Below are 14,888 nucleotides of genomic sequence, written 5' to 3' on the forward strand. Positions count from 1 at the left end.
CCTGCTGCGCTGCGTGTCCCAGCCCTGCTGCGCTGGGTCTCTCAGCCCTGCTGCGCTCCGTCCTGTGCCTTCGCCAGCGCCGGCATGAGGGCGCTGACGTCCTGGTCGGCGTTCGACAGGACCACGATGTCGACCCGCCGGTTCAGGGCGAGGTCCCGGTCCGTGCCGCCCTTCGCCAGCGGCCGGCTCGACCCGAACCCGACGCTCTGCACGTGGTCGCCGGGCATCCCGCCCCGCTCGACCAGGTCGCGCAGGACCCCGGTCGCCCGCGCCGCGCTGAGCTCCCAGTTGGTGGCGTACGGCGCGGTCGAGTTCCGCTGGTCGGCGTGGCCCTCGACGCTGACGTCGTGGGCGGAGGTCTTCAGCACCGGCGCGATGGCGTCCATGATCGACCGCGCCTGGTCGGACAGGTCCGCGCTGTTCGTGCCGAAGTACGTCTCGCTGCCGATCAACCGGACGATCAGGCCGCGGGCGTCCACGGTGAACTGGACGTTCTCGGTCTGGCCCGCCTTCGCCAGGTTGCGCTGGATCGCACGCTCGAGCTTCGTCAGGTCGTCGAGCTCGCGCTTCGCCTCGGCGAGGTCCTGCTTGCTCGCCGTGGTCGGCACCACCGTCGACGCGGGGTCGACGTTGGTGTCCTTCGTGCCCGACGACGCGGTCGAGTGGTCCGCCTGGGACTTGTCCGTCGAGTACCCGGAGCCGTCCTCGACCTGGTCCTTCGTCACGACGGTGCCGCTCGCGGTGTCGATCTTCTGCGAGTCGACCTCGCCGAAGCCGGTGGCGAGCGACTGCTTCAGCTGGATGTACTTCTCCTGGTCGACGGTGGACATCGCGAAGAGCACGAGGAACATGCACATCAGCACCGTGATCATGTCCATGTACGACGCCATCCAGCGCTCGTCGGGGTGCTCGGCCTCGTCGTGGGACTTCTTCGCGCGACCGCGGCCGCGGCCCCGGGGGTTGGCGCTCACGGTCAGGCCGCCAGCTGCTGGTCGTCGGCCGCGTCGGCCTTCTTGCCGGCCTTGCCGGCCTTGCCGCCCGTGTCGGCGCGGGCGGCGGGCGGGACCATGGCCTTCAGCCGCTCACCGAGCAGACGGGGCTGGCTGCCGGCCTGCACCGCGAGCAGCCCCTCCATCAGGAGCGTCTGGCGGTCCGACTCGAGCTGGGCGAGCTTGCGGAGCTTGCCGCCGATCGGCAGCCACATGAAGTTCGCGGTCAGCAGGCCCCACAGGGTGGCGACGAACGCACTGGCGATCAGCGGTCCGAGCTCGTCGGGCTTGCCGAGGTTCGCGAGCACGTGGGTCAGCGAGACCACGGTGCCGATGATGCCGACGGTCGGGGCGAAGCCGCCGAGGCCCATGAAGAACGCGCTCGCGCTCCGGGTCGGGGCCGCGTTCGACTCGATCTCGTCCTCGAGCAGGATCCGCAGCTCGTCACCGTCGGTGCCGTCCGCGATGTTCTGCAGCGCCTTCTTCATGAACGGGTCGTCGTGCTTGTCGGCCTCCTGCTCGAGGGCGAGCAGGCCGTTGGCGCGGGCGGTCTCGGCGAGCCCGACGACATCGTCGATGACCGACGCCGGCGGGGTGACCTTGCCGGTGAACGCCTTCGGCACGGCCTTGAAGCTGGCGATCGCGTCCTTCAGCGTGGTGCTCGCGATGCCGCAGCCGATGGTGGCACCGAACACGAGCAGCATCGGGGCGGGCAGGAAGAGTCCACCGAGCTCGACGTGCTCCATCTGGACCATGCCGAACAGGGCGCCGAAGGCGAGCAGGATGCCGACGATCGTTGCGATGTCCACGTCAGCGACCCCCGTCCAGCGCGCGGCCGTGCTGCGTGGAGCGGAGAGCGGCGACGGGGGCGAGCGTGGGCTGCGGGCCGGTGTTCGTGCTCGAGCGGGGGGCCTGGTCGGTGCCGTAGGCCATGCCGACGATGCGTGCGCGGTACGCGGCGATCAGGTCGATGACGTCGGCCATCGACTCCCGCACGATGTACTTCGCACCGTCGACCATGATGAGCGTCGTGTCCGGCGTCTCCTGGATGCGCTCCACGAGATCGGGGTTCACAGCGAATCCGCTGCCGTTCAGTCGTGTGACGACGATCATGGCCCGTCCTGGTTCTCGATCGTCCCGCCGCCGTCCGTGGGGCGGGATGCGGGCCCGTCCGTGGGCCTGCACGGAGGACTATCGGCGGGTGCGACGGGTGCGTTAGCGGCCGTCACTAGCCTGGTTCGGTGATCGATGCCTCGGACCTGCTCGCCCACCCGCGTGGCCGGCGCTTCTGCCTGGAGCTCGTCAGCGGTGTCCAGGACCCCGACGACCCGGCCGCCCTGCAACTCGGCGACCTGCTCTTCTGGGCGGAGCACCACCTCGGCGTCGAACGCGGCGACGACCGAACGCTCTTCGGCATCGGTGGTGCGGTCGAACCCGAGCCGGCTCCGAACCTGGCAGCGGTGGCGAGCGCACTCGCGGCGGTGTCCCTGCCGTCCGTGGGCGAGGACGACGTCGTGGTCGCACTCGAGTCGACTGCGGAGAGCGCGCTGTGGTGGCAGCAGCCCGATGCGCTGGACGCGCTCCTCGCTCGGACGGACCTGCAGGCCGCGCTCCGGCGGCTCGCTCGGTGGGCGGTCGGAAGCCCGGTCGTGCGCAGGCTCTTCGACCCGCAGGGCGGAGCATGGACCGTCGAGTTCGACGAGGACGAGCAGCCCCGACGTCCGCAAGCGGCAGAGGCGCTCGCCGACTGGTCCCGGGAGCTGCGCCGCGAGGACGCCGAGGGGAACCCGGGGGTGGCCAGCGGTGTGTGGTGGACCACGCCGCCGTGGCCGCTCGCGCAGCACACGCGAGCGCCGTTCCCGTCCGCCGGGCCGTTGGCGCTCTGGGCGGTCGAGGACTCCTTCGGGCAGGAACGCGCCGTCGTCTCGGCGGTGCCGGCCGATGCCACGGCGCGCGTGTGCACCGTCGACGGTCCCGCCGACTGGGCCGCGCTGTGCCGGCGCTGGCCGCTCGACGTGACGGGGACGACCCGACGGAACGACTGGGCCGTGGCGACCGGACGGCAGGGCGGCTGGGTGCAGCCGGACTGGTCCGCGGTGGCCACCGAGTACGACGTCGTGCACCTGACCGTCGCGGGCTGGTTCCGCACTTCCGGGCTCACCGTGCCGGTCGACGGCAGCCGCGCGAGCGTCGTCGCAGGGTGGACGCCGGACTCCGCGTACCGGCTCACCGACCGGGGAGCCGGGGACGAGGCCGTCACGGGCGATCCGGAGACCTGGTCGCGTCCGGGCAACGCTGGGGTCTGGCGCCGTCTCAGCTGATCCCCAGGAAATCGCTGCATCCGATCGGGGTGCTCCGGCGGTAGTGGGGGTACGACGTCGAGGACGACGTCGTCCGCACCGGCCCGGACAGGCCCGAAGGAGACACGTCATGCGCAAGACACTCGCCACCGGCCTCAGCGCCGGTGTCCTGTTCGCCGCCGCTGCGGCCGTACTGCCCGCGACCGCTGCGACCGCCGCCACCGGCGAGGCGACGCTCTCGGTCCTCCATGCCGTCCCCGACGTCACCGTCGACGTGTACCTCGACGGCGAACGGGCCATCGACGACTTCACCCCGGGCACCCTCGCCGGCCCGATGATGGTGCCGGCCGGTGCACACCAGCTCGCGATCACCGCCTCGGACGCCACCGACGCGTCGAAGCCGATCATCGGCCCGGCGGACGTCTCGTTCGACGCCGGCGGCAACTACACCGCCGTCGCCCACGACGCCACGGACGGGTCGCCGACCGCCACGGTGTTCACCAACGACACCTCGGCCGTCGCGGCCGGCCAGGGACGCCTGGTCGTCCGGCATGTCGCCGCCGCACCGGCCGTCGACGTCCTCGCTGGCGGCAAGGCCGTCGTGTCGAACCTGTCGAACCCCGACGAGCAGGCACTCGAACTGCCGGCCGGCACCGTGTCTGCAACCGTCGCCGCCACCGGGACCACCGACCCCGTGATCGGCCCGGCGGACGTCGCGGTCACCGCGGGCTCGTCGACCATCGTCTACGCCTGGGGCAGCCTGGACGACGACAACCTCGCCCTCGCCACGCAGACGATCGCGGACCTCGGTGGCACGCCGAACGGCGTCCCCGCCGGGAACGCCGGTCTCGTGGCCACGAACGACCAGGACCCCCTGCCCCTGGTCGGCGCAGCGGCGGCCGCACTGGCCGCCGCTGCCGCGATCGGGGCCGTGGTGCTCCGCCGCCGGCACGCAGCGACCCGCCGCTGAACGTGCCACGCCCCGTGCGGTCCGCCACGGTGACGCTCGTCGTCGCCGTGGCGGCCGCCGCCCTGACCGGGTGCTCGTCGGCCGGGACCACCCCCGGCGGGCAGCCGTCCGTCCTGCCGACCACCACCCCCACACCGGTCCCGTCGGCGTTCTCGACCGAGGTGCCGCAGCAGGCCGCCACGATCCCCCCGGTCCGGGACGCCCCCGCCCCGACCACCATCACGGTCGACCACGCCGGCATCAGCGCGCCGGTCCGTCCGGAGGGGGTCGACGAGGACGGCGCGATGGCGCTCCCGCCCGACCCGGCCACCGCGGGCTGGTACCGGTTCGGTGCCGCACCGTCGTCCACCGAGGGCACCGTCGTCATCGCGGCCCACGTCGACGCGGTCGGCTACGGCATCGGCCCGTTCTCCCGGCTCGGCGACGCCCCGACCGGCACCCGGGTCACCCTGACCGACGCGGACGGTGCCGAGACCGCGTGGCGCATCGACTCCGTCAGCATGCTCGAGAAGCAGGGACTCCCCTGGGGCGAGGTGTTCCGTGACGACGGACCACGACGGCTCGTCCTGGTGACCTGCGGTGGGACGTTCGACGCAGCCACCGGACACTACGAGAGCAACCTCGTCGTCACCGCGGTCCCGGCCTGACCGTGGCGACGATCCGCCCCCTACGATCGGATCGTGGTCGACGACGACCGCGCCAGCGACAGGAAGACGTGACGACCATCCTCCCGGACGACAGCGAGCTCTCGGACGCGTTCCGCGCCGGGGGCGAGCACGCCCTGCGAGCCGTCTACGAACGGTGGTCGTCGCTCGTGTACTCGCTGGCCCTGCGCGCCCTGGCCGACCAGGCCGCCGCGGAGGACGTCACGCAGCAGGTCTTCGTGAAGGCCTGGCAGCGCAGCACGAGCTACGACCCCGGCCGCGCCCCGCTCGGCGCATGGCTGGTCGGCATCACCCGGAACTGCATCACCGACGCGCAGAACGAGCGCCGACGGCACGCCAGCGCCGCCGACCCGGACGTGGTCGAGGAGACCACCCCGGCGCCGGAACCGGCCTTCGACCTGGCCGAGCGCGCACTCGTCGCCGGCGAGCTCGAGCGGCTCGACGAGGTCCCACGACGCGTGATGCGGCTGGCGTTCTACGACGACCTCAGCCATCGTGAGATCGCCGAACGGCTCGATCTGCCGCTGGGCACCGTCAAGAGCCACATCCACCGAAGTCTGGCTCGGCTCCGAACACGTCTGGAGGTGATCGAATGAAGCACGTCGACGACGAGACGCTGGCGATGCTCGCGGTCTCCGACCAGGTCGCCGCGGACGACGTCGCCGAGCACCTGGCGTCCTGCGACCGGTGCCGCGACGAGGTCGCCGCGCTGCAGCGGGTCGCCGCGGTGACCCGGGCGTCCGAGGACGTCACGCTGGCCGCGCCCCCGGAGCACGTGTGGGAGCGGATCGCGGCCGAGATCGCCCGGACGCCGCAGCAGACCGCGGCGCGGGCGACCGAACCCGAACGAGCTGCCGAACGGGTACCCGGGCGAGCGCCTGAACGCACGTCCGTCGCCACGCCGTCCGACGCGCAGCACCACACCGTGGGCCGCCGGCCCCGATCCCGGCCGCGTCGTCGCCGTGTCCTGGCGCTGGCGATCGCCGGCGTCGGCGTGCTCGCCGTCGTCCTCGGCATCGGTGTGGCGTCGGGAGACGTCCCCGGACTCCCCCGCGGCGACACCGAGACCGTCCTGGCGAACACCGAGCTCGCAGCGCTGCCCGGTTGGTCGGGGACGACCGGCCGCGCCGAACTCGAACGTGACCGGGACGGCCGGGTGACCCTCGTCGTCGACCTGCACGGTGAGCGCGGTCGCTCCGGCACCGGTCCGCTGCGCGAGGTCTGGATGATGCGGTCGGACCTCGGCGGACTGGTGAGCGTCGGCTACCTCGACGGCGACCAGGGCCGCTTCACGGTGCCCGACGGCATCGACACCGCGGAGTTCCCGGTCGTGGACGTCTCGGCCGAGGCCGACGACGGCGATCCGGCGCACTCCGGCGACTCGATCGTCCGGGGCACCCTGACCGATCCCTGAGCAATTTCGTCCCCCGGAATTCCCAACTGTGACGTATTCGAGACCTCGGAACGCGCGACGGGTGTCGATCTTCCACTGGTTTATCTCATGAGCGTGTTAGCGTGGCGCGCATGACCGACACCACCACCGTCGTCTCGCCGGCATCTCCGGCGACCGCAGCACCCCTCCGTGAGGTCGGCGCCCTGATCCGGGGTGCCCGCAAGGGCCGCAGCATGACGCAGGCCCAGCTCGCCGAACGCGTCGGCACCAGCCAGAGCGCGATCAACCGCATCGAGCAGGGCGGGCAGAACCTGTCCCTCGAGATGCTCACCCGCATCAGCGACGCCCTCGACCAGCAGATCGTCTCGATCGGCGGCGCCCCGCAGCGGGCCCACCTGCGCGTGCAGGGCGGCCGGAAGCTCAGTGGCTCCATCGCGGTGAACTCGAGCAAGAACGCCGCCGTGGCACTGCTCTGCGCCTCGCTGCTCAACCGCGGCGTGACCCGGCTGCACAAGGTCGCCCGGATCGTCGAGGTCGACCGCATCATCGACGTGCTCCGCAGCCTCGGTGCGAGCGTCACCTGGTCGGAGGACGGCGAGACCCTCGAGATCGTCGCCCCCGACGACCTGCACCTCGACGCGATCGACGCCGACGCCGCCCGCCGCACCCGCAGCGTGCTCATGTTCCTCGGCCCGCTCAGCGGCCGGTACGAGTCCTTCCGCCTGCCCTACGCCGGCGGCTGCGACCTCGGCACCCGCACGGTCGAGCCGCACCTCATCGCGCTCCGTCCGTTCGGCGTGGACGTCGAGGCGACCTCAGGTTGGTACGAGGTCGACGTGGCGAACCAGGCCGTCCCCACCAAGTCGGTCGTGCTCACCGAGCGCGGCGACACCGTGACCGAGAACGCGATCCTGGCCGCCGCGGCCCGCGACGGCGAGACCGTCATCCGGAACGCCAGCCCCAACTACATGGTGCAGGACCTCTGCTTCTTCCTCGAGCTGCTCGGGGTGCAGATCGAGGGCATCGGCACCACCACGCTCCGCATCACCGGCAAGAGCAAGATCGACGAGGTCGTGGACTACTGGCCGAGCGAGGACCCGGTCGAGGCGATGAGCCTGCTGACCGCCGGCATCGTCACCGCGTCGACCCTCACCGTGACCCGGGCGCCGATCGAGTTCCTCGAGATCGAGCTCGCGACCCTGGCCGAGATGGGCCTGCGCTTCGACGTCACCGAGGAGTACGCCGCCGCCAACGGCCGCACCCGCCTCGTCGACATCACGGTGCACCCGTCCGAGCTCCACGCGCCGATCGACAAGATCCACGCGATGCCGTTCCCCGGCCTGAACATCGACAACCTGCCGTTCTTCGTCGTCATCGCGGCCATGGCCGAGGGCACCACGCTCGTGCACGACTGGGTCTACGAGGGCCGGGCGATCCACCTGCTCGACCTCACCCGCCTGGGCGCGAGCGTCACCCTGCGTGACCCGCACCGCCTCGACGTGACCGGTCCGACGCACTTCTCCGGTGCCGAGATCAGCTGCCCGCCGGCGCTGCGCCCCGCCGTGGTGATCCTGCTGGCGATGCTCGCGGCGAAGGGCGAGAGCGTCCTGCGCAACGTCGGCATCATCGCCCGTGGCTACGAGCAGCTGCAGGAGCGCCTGAACTCGCTCGGCGCGTCCATCGAGACGTTCCACGACTGACTCGACGCCCCACCCGCGCGACCTGACGGCCCGTCCCCGCAAGTGGGGACGGGCCGTCACCCGTCTGACGGGCTCCCCACGGGCCTCCAGGCCGATGCCCAGGAGCGCTCCATGCGCCGCCCAGCCCGACCGTGCTGGATGGGCAGATGGCCACGAGATCACTCCTGACCGTCCCCCTGCTCATCACCGTCGCGGCCGCCGCGGCGGCCTGGCTGGTGCTCGGCCCCGCCGCAGCGCTCGCCTTCGTCGCCCTCGCGTTCCTCGAGATCGCGATGGCCGCGGACTCGTCCGTGCCGATGGCCGGCATCGCCGGCCGGCTGCACTCCCCCGCCCGGCGGCTGTTCCTGTCGCTCGGGATCGTCGCGGGCGTGCTCGCGATGCGCCTGCTCCTGCCGCCGGCCGCCGTCGCGGTCGGTGACGCGACCGACCCGGCGAGCTCGGTGGAGGAAGCCGTCTTCGCGCCCGGCTCGTTCTCCGCGCACCTGGCCGAGGTGCGTCCCGCCCTCGCCGCCTTCGGCGCCGCGTTCATCTGGCAGGTCTTCGCCGAGTACCTGTTCAACACCGATCGCGCGTCCCGCAGGTCGTGGCTGGGCAGCCTGGAGGCGCGACTCGCCTCCGTCGCGCGACCGCGCGTCTGGTCGCTGGTCACCGCTGCGACGGGGGTCGTCGTGACCTCCGTGCTCGTCGGGTCGCGTTCCGGCTGGGCCGCCGGTGCGCTGTTGCCGGTCGCGCTCGGTGGGGTGGCCGGCCTCGCCGCGTACCTCGTGTCGAAGCGGACCGCGGCGTGGGCGCTTCGCGGTGGCCCCGGCGGCGGGTCGGACACGGCGTCGATCGGGGTCGGCCGCGGAGCCTGGCGCATCCACCTGTACGCGTCAACGGTCGTGTTCGAGCGGGGGCTCGTCGTGTTCATGCTCTTCGAGATCCTCGACGGCGTGTACAGCCTGTCGGGGTCCGGGCCGCTCGGGTCGGACGGGCTCGGGGCGCTGGAGCAGGCCGCGGTCGCCATCGGGGCGATCGGGGTGGGCGCGGTGTTCCTGGCCCGCCTGACCTCGCGGGTCGACCAGGCTGCGGGGCTCAAGCGGCTGCGGTACCTGAAGGCCGGGGCGGCGTACGTCCTCGGGGTGCTGTCGGTGCTGCTGTGGGCGAGTCTGCTCGTGCCGATCCCGGGCGTCGTCGTGGGGTGGTTCGGGACCGTCGTGATCGGATCGGCGCTGGTGAGCTCCCTGCCGTGGCGCGCGTGGTGGCGGCGGGTGGTGCGGCGGCCGCGGGCGGTGTGAGGGGCGGCTCGTGACGCGTCCGTGCGGTGTCGTGCGGCGCGTCGTCCGGCTGTGCGCAGCGCGTCGTCCGTGTGTGGTGCGGCGCGTCGTCCGGCTGTTCTGGAAGGATCAACCGTGGATCGGCGTTGACTGGCGGGTCGGACGACGATCGGAGTGCACGTGCTGGGACCGGAACTGGTGGTCGTGCTCGGCCTCGCCATCGCACTGACGGCGGCCGTGGCCGACCGGGTCCGGATCGCACCACCCGTGCTGCTCCTGGTCTTCGGCGCGCTGCTCGGGCTCGTACCGGAGTTCGCGGACGTCGAGCTCCCCGCCGATGCCGTGCTGCTGCTGTTCCTGCCGGCGCTGCTCTACTGGGAGAGCCTGACCACGTCGCTCCGCGAGATCCGGAAGAACCTGCGCGGCATCGTCCTGATGGGCACCCTGCTCGTCGTGGTGACCGCTGGTGCCGTCGCCGTCCTGCTACACCTGCTCGGGATGCCGTGGGGGCCGGCCTGGGTGCTCGGCGCCGCGGTCGCCCCGACCGACGCGACCGCGGTCGGCGTGCTCACGAAGATGCTGCCGCGGCGGAACGTCACGGTGCTCCGCGCCGAGAGCCTGGTGAACGACGGCACCACCCTGGTGGTCTACGGCATCGCGGTGGCCGTCACCGTCGGTACGCAGGAGCTCACGTTCTGGGGCGTGTCCGGCATGCTCGTCCTGTCCTACATCGGCGGGGTCGCCGCCGGGCTCGCCGCCGCCTGGATCGGGACGATGGTGCTGCGACGCGTCGACACCGTCGTGCTCGAGAACCTCGTCACCCTGCTCGTGCCCTTCGCAGCCTTCCTGGCAGCCGAGGCGATCGGCGCCTCCGGCGTGCTCGCAGTCGTGGCAGCCGGCATCGTCGTCAGCCAGGTCGGCCCCAAGCTCGACCGTGCCGAGACCCGCCAGCAGGTGCGCGCGTTCTGGTCGTTCCTGACCTTCCTGCTCAACGGCGCACTCTTCGTCCTGGTCGGCATCGAGGCGATGGTCGCCGCACGCGCACTCGACCCCGCCGACCTGCTGCGCGGGACCGGGATCGTCTTCGCGGTCGCGGTGCTGCTCGTCATCGTGCGGTTCGCGTTCCTGAACGCCGCGGGCGGGACCATCTGGCTCGTCACCCGACGCACCGGCGGAGAACCCCGCGAGGGCCACCGCGACCGGCTCGTCAGCGGGTTCGCCGGGTTCCGGGGCGCGGTGTCGCTCGCCATGGCCGTCGCCGTGCCGCGCACCCTCGAGTCCGGCGGTGACTTCCCCGAGCGGGACCTCATCGTCTTCGTCACCGCCGGCGTGGTCATCGTCACGATCGTCGGGCAGGCCCTCGTGCTGCCGGCCGTCCTGCGCCGCGCCGCGCTCCCCGAGGACGAGTCCGTCAGCGAGGAACGTCGCTACGCCGAACGCACCGCCATCGAGGAGGCGCTCGATGCGCTCCCCCGTCTCGCACGGTCGACCGGAGCCGATCGTGCCACCGTCGATCGCCTGCGGAAGGAGTACGAGGCGCACCTCGACGTGATCGAAGCCCGCGAAGGGGACGACGACGACCACCCGGCGCTGCAGCGGCACGACAACGCGGTCGCCCTCGAGCTCGCACTCGTCCAGCACAAGGCGAACACCCTGTTGCGCCTGCGCGACGCCGACGAGATCGACGACCTGGTGCTGCGTCAGGTGCGCGCCGGGTACGACGCGGAAGAGGCGCGGCTGGACGGCATCGAACCGGTGGCGTCACCGCCCACGTCGTCGTAGGCGACTCCGGGCGCACCTGGTCGAACCGGGCGTACCCGGTCGGTCGTTCCGACCAGGTACGCCCGTTCCGCGTTCCCATTGCAGCCGTCTTGGGATGGAACGCGCTCCTTCAGCTGGCCGGTCAGGACCGCGCGTCGAACCGTCGGCGGTAGCTCGAGGGCGTGCTGCCGAAGGCCACGGCGAAGTTCTGCCGCAGCGTGACCGGGTTGCCGAACCCGCACGCTGCGGCGATCCGGTCGACGGGCAGGTCGGTGGTCTCGAGCAGCCGACGGGCCTCGTCCAGACGGCGACTCCGTACCCAGGCCGCCGGGGTGGTGCCGGTCGACGCCTTGAAGGCCCGGACGAAGCTGCGGCGGCTCATGTGGGCCGCCGCAGCGAGTCGGTCGACGCCGAGCTCCTCGTCCAGGTGCTCCACCGCCCAGGCTGATGCCGTCGCCACCGGGTCGTCGCCCCGATGCTGCACGACCGGCCGCTCGATGTACTGGGCCTGCCCGCCTTCGCGGTGCGGCGCGACGACCAGGCTCCTCGCGACCCGGTTCGCTGCCTCGGCGCCGAGCCGCGTCCGCACGACGTGCAGGCACGCGTCCAGCCCGGACGCCGTGCCCGCCGAGGTCAGCACGTCACCGTGGTCGACGTAGAGCACGTCGGCGTCCACGGTGACGTCGGGGTGTGCGGCGGCGAGCCGGTCGACCTCGCGCCAGTGCGTGACGGCGCTGCGTCCCGCGAGGAGCCCGGCACCGGCGACCGCGATCGACCCGAGGCACAGACCGACCACGACCGATCCCCGCGCGTGCGCGTCGACGACCGCCCGTTCCGTCGGTGCCGGCAGTCGGGTGCCGTCGTCGGTCCAGGACGGCACCACGACCAGGTCGGCGTCCGCCGTGGCGTCGAGCCCCTGCACGGGACCGAGCGTCAGCCCCTCGGCGGTCCGGACCGAACCGCGCCGGTCGGAGAAGACGACGGTCTCCCAGTCGGCGAGCCCGAGCCGGGTGACCTCGTCGAACACCATCTGCGGGACCGACAGGTGGAACATCGTGATGCCGTCGAAGGCGTAGATGGCGATCCGCACGCGGGACTCCTCCGGTTTGGCCTGGATCCATCGTACCGACGCACGCGTGCCAATCGCACCGAGCGCATCGACGGACGAGGATCGTCGAGTACGCCCACCGACCCAAGGAGCTCCCGTGTCCGATCCCCAGCGCGCCCTCGTCCTCGTCGACATCCAGCTGGAGTACTTCAGCGGTCCACTCGAGGTCCGGTTCCCGCCCGTCCGCGACGCGCTCGCGCAGATCACGACCGCGATCAACGCCGCGACCGCTGCCGGCACGCCGATCGTCGTCGTCCAGCACACCGCCGGTGATGCTGCGCCGGTGTTCAACCCGACGACGGAGGCGTTCGCCCTGCACCCCGAGATCGAGCGACGACGGACACCCGAGTGGCATCAGGTCACGAAGCAGTTCAGCTCCGTCTTCGCCCACACGGACCTGCTCGCCTGGCTGCAGGAGCGGTCGATCGACACGGTCACCCTGGTCGGCTTCATGACGAACAACTGCATCATCGCCTCGGCAGCCGAGGCGGAGGCACTCGGCGTCTCGGTCGAGGTGCTGTCCGACGCGACCGGCGCGATCAACATCGTCAACGCCGGCGGGGCCGTGTCCGCCGAGACGGTGCACCGCACGCTGATGGCGTTGTTGCAGTCGAACCTCGCCGCGGTCGCACCGACCGCGGAGTGGGCGTCGGCACTCGCCGCCGGAGTCGCGATCCCCGGGGACGCGCTGCCGACGTCGGCCGTCGCGGGAACCCAGCGGTTCCCGGGCTGACATCCGTTCTCCTCTATAAATGTATTGCTACTTCTGCATATGTGATCTACGCTGAGGGCATCCCAATCGACGATCAGCAGGAGGTCACAATGGCCGAGCACGAGAACAGCGCAGAGCACACCGTCGCCGAGCACACCCACCAGGACGGCTGCGGCCACGAGACGGTCCAGCACGAGGACCACGTCGACTTCGTCCACGACGGACACAAGCACGCCCAGCACGGCGACCACTACGACGAGCACTGATCTCCTGATCAGCGCAGGCCCGTGATCAGCACCGATCGACGGACCTGCACGACGGCCCCGACGCACCGCGCCGGGGCCGTCGTGTTGCATGCACGTATGCGCGTGCGCTTACATGAGTCCATGTCAGACGGGATCGAAGCAGCAGCCGAACTCTTCAAGGCGCTGTCCTCGCCCGCCCGACTCCGGATCCTGTCGGCGTTGATCTCCCAGCCTTCCGACGTCGGCTCCCTCGCCGAAGCGACCGAGCTGTCGCAGCCCCTGGTGTCCCAGCACCTCCGCACGCTGCGGCTCGCGGGCATCGTGCAGGTCGAGCGCATCGGGCGGAACGCCGTCTACTCGCTGCACGACGAGCACATCGCGCACATCGTCGGTGACGCGGTCAGCCACGTCAGCGAGTCCGAAGCCGACTGAACCGCCGACCGCGGGCAGACTCCGTTCAGCAGCAGTCGCAGCCGTCGCCCTCGCGCTCCCCCGTCAGCGCCGACACCGACTGCTTGCACGCGTCACCGCGCCAGGCTTCAAGTCCCTCGCGCACGGCGAACACGACCACGACAAGTCCGGCGAGCGGATCGGCCCACCACCAGCCGAACAAGCTGTTCGCCAGCAGGCCGAGCAGCACCGCCGCCGACAGGTAGCTGCAGATCAGCGTCTGCTTCGAGTCGGCGATCGCCGAAGCCGAACCGAGTTCGCGTCCGGTCCGCCGTTCGACGAGGCTCAGGAACGGCATGACCGCCAGGCTCACCGCGGCCAGGACGATGCCGACCGGACTGTGCTCCGGCGACCGGACACCCGTGAAGGTCAGGACGGCATCGACACCGACCACGACGGCGAGCCCGAAGAACGAGACCGCGATCACCCGCAGTGCCGTTCGTTCCCGGGCCTCCGGGTCGCGCCCGGCGAACTGCCACGCGACGGCCGCCGCCGACAGGACCTCGACGATCGAGTCGAGCCCGAAGCCGATCAGCGCGGTGGAGGACGCCACCGAACCGGCGGCGATCGCCACGACGGCCTCGATCACGTTGTAGGCGATGGTCGCCGCGACGATCCACCTGATCCGTCTCCGGAGCACGCCGACACGAGCCGGTGCGAGCGACACCGCGGTCGTGGTCACCGCTCGACCTCGCATCCGTCGTCGTCGGTGACGTCCACCGCCAGCACCACGTCGACCAGGGACTCGAGCGCGCGGGTGAGGTTGCGGTCGGCGATCTCGTAGCGGGTCCGACGCCCCTCGGGCACGGCGACGACGATCCCGCAGCCGCGCAGGCACGCCAGGTGGTTCGACACGTTCGTCCGCGTCAACTCGAGTTCTTCGGCGAGCCGTGCCGGGTAGCCGGGTCCGTCGAGCAACCGGAGCAGGATGCGCGCACGCGTGGGGTCGGAGAGCGCCCGCCCGAGACGGTTCAACACGTCGTGCCGCGAAGCAATGGTCACCATGCGCTGACCATACATCGGGCCACGCCCAGACCGCCACCGATCCGGACGACGCGACGCGCTCGCGGGCAGCGTTCGAACTCAGACGTCCCTAAGCCGCCGCCCGGTCAGCCCGTCGTTCCAGTTCGTGCGGGTGCCCCCAGCGCCCGATGCGTGGGGTCCCGGATGGCCGTCCGGACGCTCACACCGCCAGCGGTCGAAGACGCTGCAGCAGCGGTGGTCGGACTGGTGGTCGGTGTCGTGGTTCTCGCGCATCGCACCGATGAGACGTCACGACGCACCCTTTCGTCACGAACCGTCGCCGAACTCCCTGCACCACGAACGATGGTGAGCAGGA

17 protein-coding genes are annotated in these 14,888 nt (G+C 71.7%); 11 read left to right on the plus strand and 6 right to left on the minus strand.

The window, feature by feature from the left end:
• Nucleotides 1–41 precede the first annotated feature (41 nt).
• From DEJ03_RS05465 to DEJ03_RS05475, 3 genes are read right to left on the minus strand one after another with little or no spacing between them, the layout of a single operon-like run.
• Nucleotides 42–971, minus strand: coding sequence for a flagellar motor protein MotB (locus tag DEJ03_RS05465; protein ID WP_110863814.1), 930 nt, complete (start codon nucleotides 969–971; stop codon nucleotides 42–44).
• 2 nt (nucleotides 972–973) lie between these two features.
• Nucleotides 974–1,798 carry a motility protein A gene (locus tag DEJ03_RS05470; RefSeq protein ID WP_071244627.1) on the minus strand — a complete coding sequence of 275 codons (825 nt, stop codon included), beginning with the start codon at nucleotides 1,796–1,798 and terminating at the stop codon, nucleotides 974–976.
• Nucleotide 1,799: 1 nt separating this feature from the next.
• Nucleotides 1,800–2,102, minus strand: coding sequence for a flagellar FlbD family protein (locus DEJ03_RS05475; protein ID WP_110863815.1), 303 nt, complete (start codon nucleotides 2,100–2,102; stop codon nucleotides 1,800–1,802).
• Between the two features lie 128 nt (nucleotides 2,103–2,230).
• Between DEJ03_RS05475 and DEJ03_RS05480 the strand changes: the two genes are divergently transcribed.
• The 8 genes from DEJ03_RS05480 to DEJ03_RS05515 all read left to right on the plus strand — a co-directional run bounded on the left by DEJ03_RS05480 (nucleotide 2,231) and on the right by DEJ03_RS05515 (nucleotide 11,055).
• Complete coding sequence (locus tag DEJ03_RS05480) at nucleotides 2,231–3,310, plus strand: hypothetical protein (protein WP_110863816.1); 1,080 nt, start codon at nucleotides 2,231–2,233, stop codon at nucleotides 3,308–3,310.
• 109 nt (nucleotides 3,311–3,419) lie between these two features.
• A complete protein-coding gene (locus DEJ03_RS05485) occupies nucleotides 3,420–4,259 on the plus strand; it encodes a DUF4397 domain-containing protein (RefSeq protein WP_071403907.1) in 840 nt (279 codons plus the stop codon).
• Between the two features lie 14 nt (nucleotides 4,260–4,273).
• Complete coding sequence (locus DEJ03_RS05490) at nucleotides 4,274–4,906, plus strand: class F sortase (protein WP_111101179.1); 633 nt, start codon at nucleotides 4,274–4,276, stop codon at nucleotides 4,904–4,906.
• 68 nt (nucleotides 4,907–4,974) lie between these two features.
• Complete coding sequence (locus tag DEJ03_RS05495; protein WP_110863818.1) at nucleotides 4,975–5,520, plus strand: RNA polymerase sigma factor; 546 nt, start codon at nucleotides 4,975–4,977, stop codon at nucleotides 5,518–5,520.
• A complete protein-coding gene (locus DEJ03_RS05500) occupies nucleotides 5,517–6,338 on the plus strand; it encodes an anti-sigma factor domain-containing protein (protein ID WP_110863819.1) in 822 nt (273 codons plus the stop codon). Before DEJ03_RS05495 ends, DEJ03_RS05500 begins: the two co-directional genes overlap by 4 nt.
• Before the next feature lie 110 nt (nucleotides 6,339–6,448).
• Entirely contained in the window at nucleotides 6,449–8,017 is a 1,569-nt protein-coding gene (locus DEJ03_RS05505; RefSeq protein ID WP_181422612.1) for a UDP-N-acetylglucosamine 1-carboxyvinyltransferase, read from the plus strand.
• 146 nt (nucleotides 8,018–8,163) lie between these two features.
• Nucleotides 8,164–9,294, plus strand: coding sequence for a DUF475 domain-containing protein (locus tag DEJ03_RS05510; protein ID WP_110863820.1), 1,131 nt, complete (start codon nucleotides 8,164–8,166; stop codon nucleotides 9,292–9,294).
• 159 nt (nucleotides 9,295–9,453) lie between these two features.
• Nucleotides 9,454–11,055: a Na+/H+ antiporter gene (locus DEJ03_RS05515; RefSeq protein WP_110863928.1), complete on the plus strand. Its 1,602-nt coding sequence runs from the start codon at nucleotides 9,454–9,456 to the stop codon at nucleotides 11,053–11,055.
• Nucleotides 11,056–11,176: 121 nt separating this feature from the next.
• Here the strand turns inward: DEJ03_RS05515 and DEJ03_RS05520 are convergent, their stop codons facing one another.
• The gene (locus DEJ03_RS05520) at nucleotides 11,177–12,124 is read right to left on the minus strand and encodes a GlxA family transcriptional regulator (protein WP_110863821.1); all 948 of its coding nucleotides are present in this window, start codon (nucleotides 12,122–12,124) and stop codon (nucleotides 11,177–11,179) included.
• Between the two features lie 115 nt (nucleotides 12,125–12,239).
• On the opposite strand from DEJ03_RS05520, the gene DEJ03_RS05525 reads away from it, so the two are divergent.
• The 3 genes from DEJ03_RS05525 to DEJ03_RS05535 all read left to right on the plus strand — a co-directional run bounded on the left by DEJ03_RS05525 (nucleotide 12,240) and on the right by DEJ03_RS05535 (nucleotide 13,531).
• Nucleotides 12,240–12,875, plus strand: coding sequence for an isochorismatase family protein (locus DEJ03_RS05525; RefSeq protein ID WP_110863822.1), 636 nt, complete (start codon nucleotides 12,240–12,242; stop codon nucleotides 12,873–12,875).
• Between the two features lie 89 nt (nucleotides 12,876–12,964).
• Nucleotides 12,965–13,120 (plus strand): hypothetical protein, encoded by a 156-nt coding sequence (locus DEJ03_RS05530; protein WP_017887460.1) that lies wholly within the window; start codon nucleotides 12,965–12,967, stop codon nucleotides 13,118–13,120.
• Nucleotides 13,121–13,240: 120 nt separating this feature from the next.
• On the plus strand, nucleotides 13,241–13,531 hold the full coding sequence (locus DEJ03_RS05535) for a helix-turn-helix transcriptional regulator (protein WP_110863823.1): 291 nt from the start codon (nucleotides 13,241–13,243) through the stop codon (nucleotides 13,529–13,531).
• A 25-nt stretch (nucleotides 13,532–13,556) separates the two neighbouring features.
• Here DEJ03_RS05535 and DEJ03_RS05540 read toward each other — a convergent pair whose 3' ends face one another.
• Together DEJ03_RS05540 and DEJ03_RS05545 are read right to left on the minus strand one after the other, a co-directional pair.
• Nucleotides 13,557–14,246 carry a cation diffusion facilitator family transporter gene (locus DEJ03_RS05540; RefSeq protein ID WP_110863824.1) on the minus strand — a complete coding sequence of 230 codons (690 nt, stop codon included), beginning with the start codon at nucleotides 14,244–14,246 and terminating at the stop codon, nucleotides 13,557–13,559.
• Nucleotides 14,228–14,554: a helix-turn-helix transcriptional regulator gene (locus tag DEJ03_RS05545; protein ID WP_110863825.1), complete on the minus strand. Its 327-nt coding sequence runs from the start codon at nucleotides 14,552–14,554 to the stop codon at nucleotides 14,228–14,230. The genes DEJ03_RS05540 and DEJ03_RS05545 overlap by 19 nt, the downstream gene beginning before the upstream one ends.
• Nucleotides 14,555–14,888 lie beyond the last annotated feature (334 nt).

Origin of the sequence: Curtobacterium sp. MCLR17_043 (assembly GCF_003224215.1) — a bacterium.
Taxonomy (GTDB): Bacteria; Actinomycetota; Actinomycetes; order Actinomycetales; family Microbacteriaceae; genus Curtobacterium; species Curtobacterium flaccumfaciens.

What these genes read in the sequence shown, in the direction of transcription:
- DEJ03_RS05475 (WP_110863815.1), bottom strand. Translation starts at nt 2,102, where the DNA reads ATGATCGTCGTCACACGACTGAACGGCAGCGGATTCGCTGTGAACCCC.
- DEJ03_RS05485 (WP_071403907.1), top strand. Translation starts at nt 3,420, where the DNA reads ATGCGCAAGACACTCGCCACCGGCCTCAGCGCCGGTGTCCTGTTCGCC.
- DEJ03_RS05500 (WP_110863819.1), top strand. Translation starts at nt 5,517, where the DNA reads ATGAAGCACGTCGACGACGAGACGCTGGCGATGCTCGCGGTCTCCGAC.
- DEJ03_RS05505 (WP_181422612.1), top strand. Translation starts at nt 6,449, where the DNA reads ATGACCGACACCACCACCGTCGTCTCGCCGGCATCTCCGGCGACCGCA.
- DEJ03_RS05510 (WP_110863820.1), top strand. Translation starts at nt 8,164, where the DNA reads ATGGCCACGAGATCACTCCTGACCGTCCCCCTGCTCATCACCGTCGCG.
- DEJ03_RS05530 (WP_017887460.1), top strand. Translation starts at nt 12,965, where the DNA reads ATGGCCGAGCACGAGAACAGCGCAGAGCACACCGTCGCCGAGCACACC.
- DEJ03_RS05535 (WP_110863823.1), top strand. Translation starts at nt 13,241, where the DNA reads ATGTCAGACGGGATCGAAGCAGCAGCCGAACTCTTCAAGGCGCTGTCC.
- DEJ03_RS05540 (WP_110863824.1), bottom strand. Translation starts at nt 14,246, where the DNA reads ATGCGAGGTCGAGCGGTGACCACGACCGCGGTGTCGCTCGCACCGGCT.
- DEJ03_RS05545 (WP_110863825.1), bottom strand. Translation starts at nt 14,554, where the DNA reads ATGGTGACCATTGCTTCGCGGCACGACGTGTTGAACCGTCTCGGGCGG.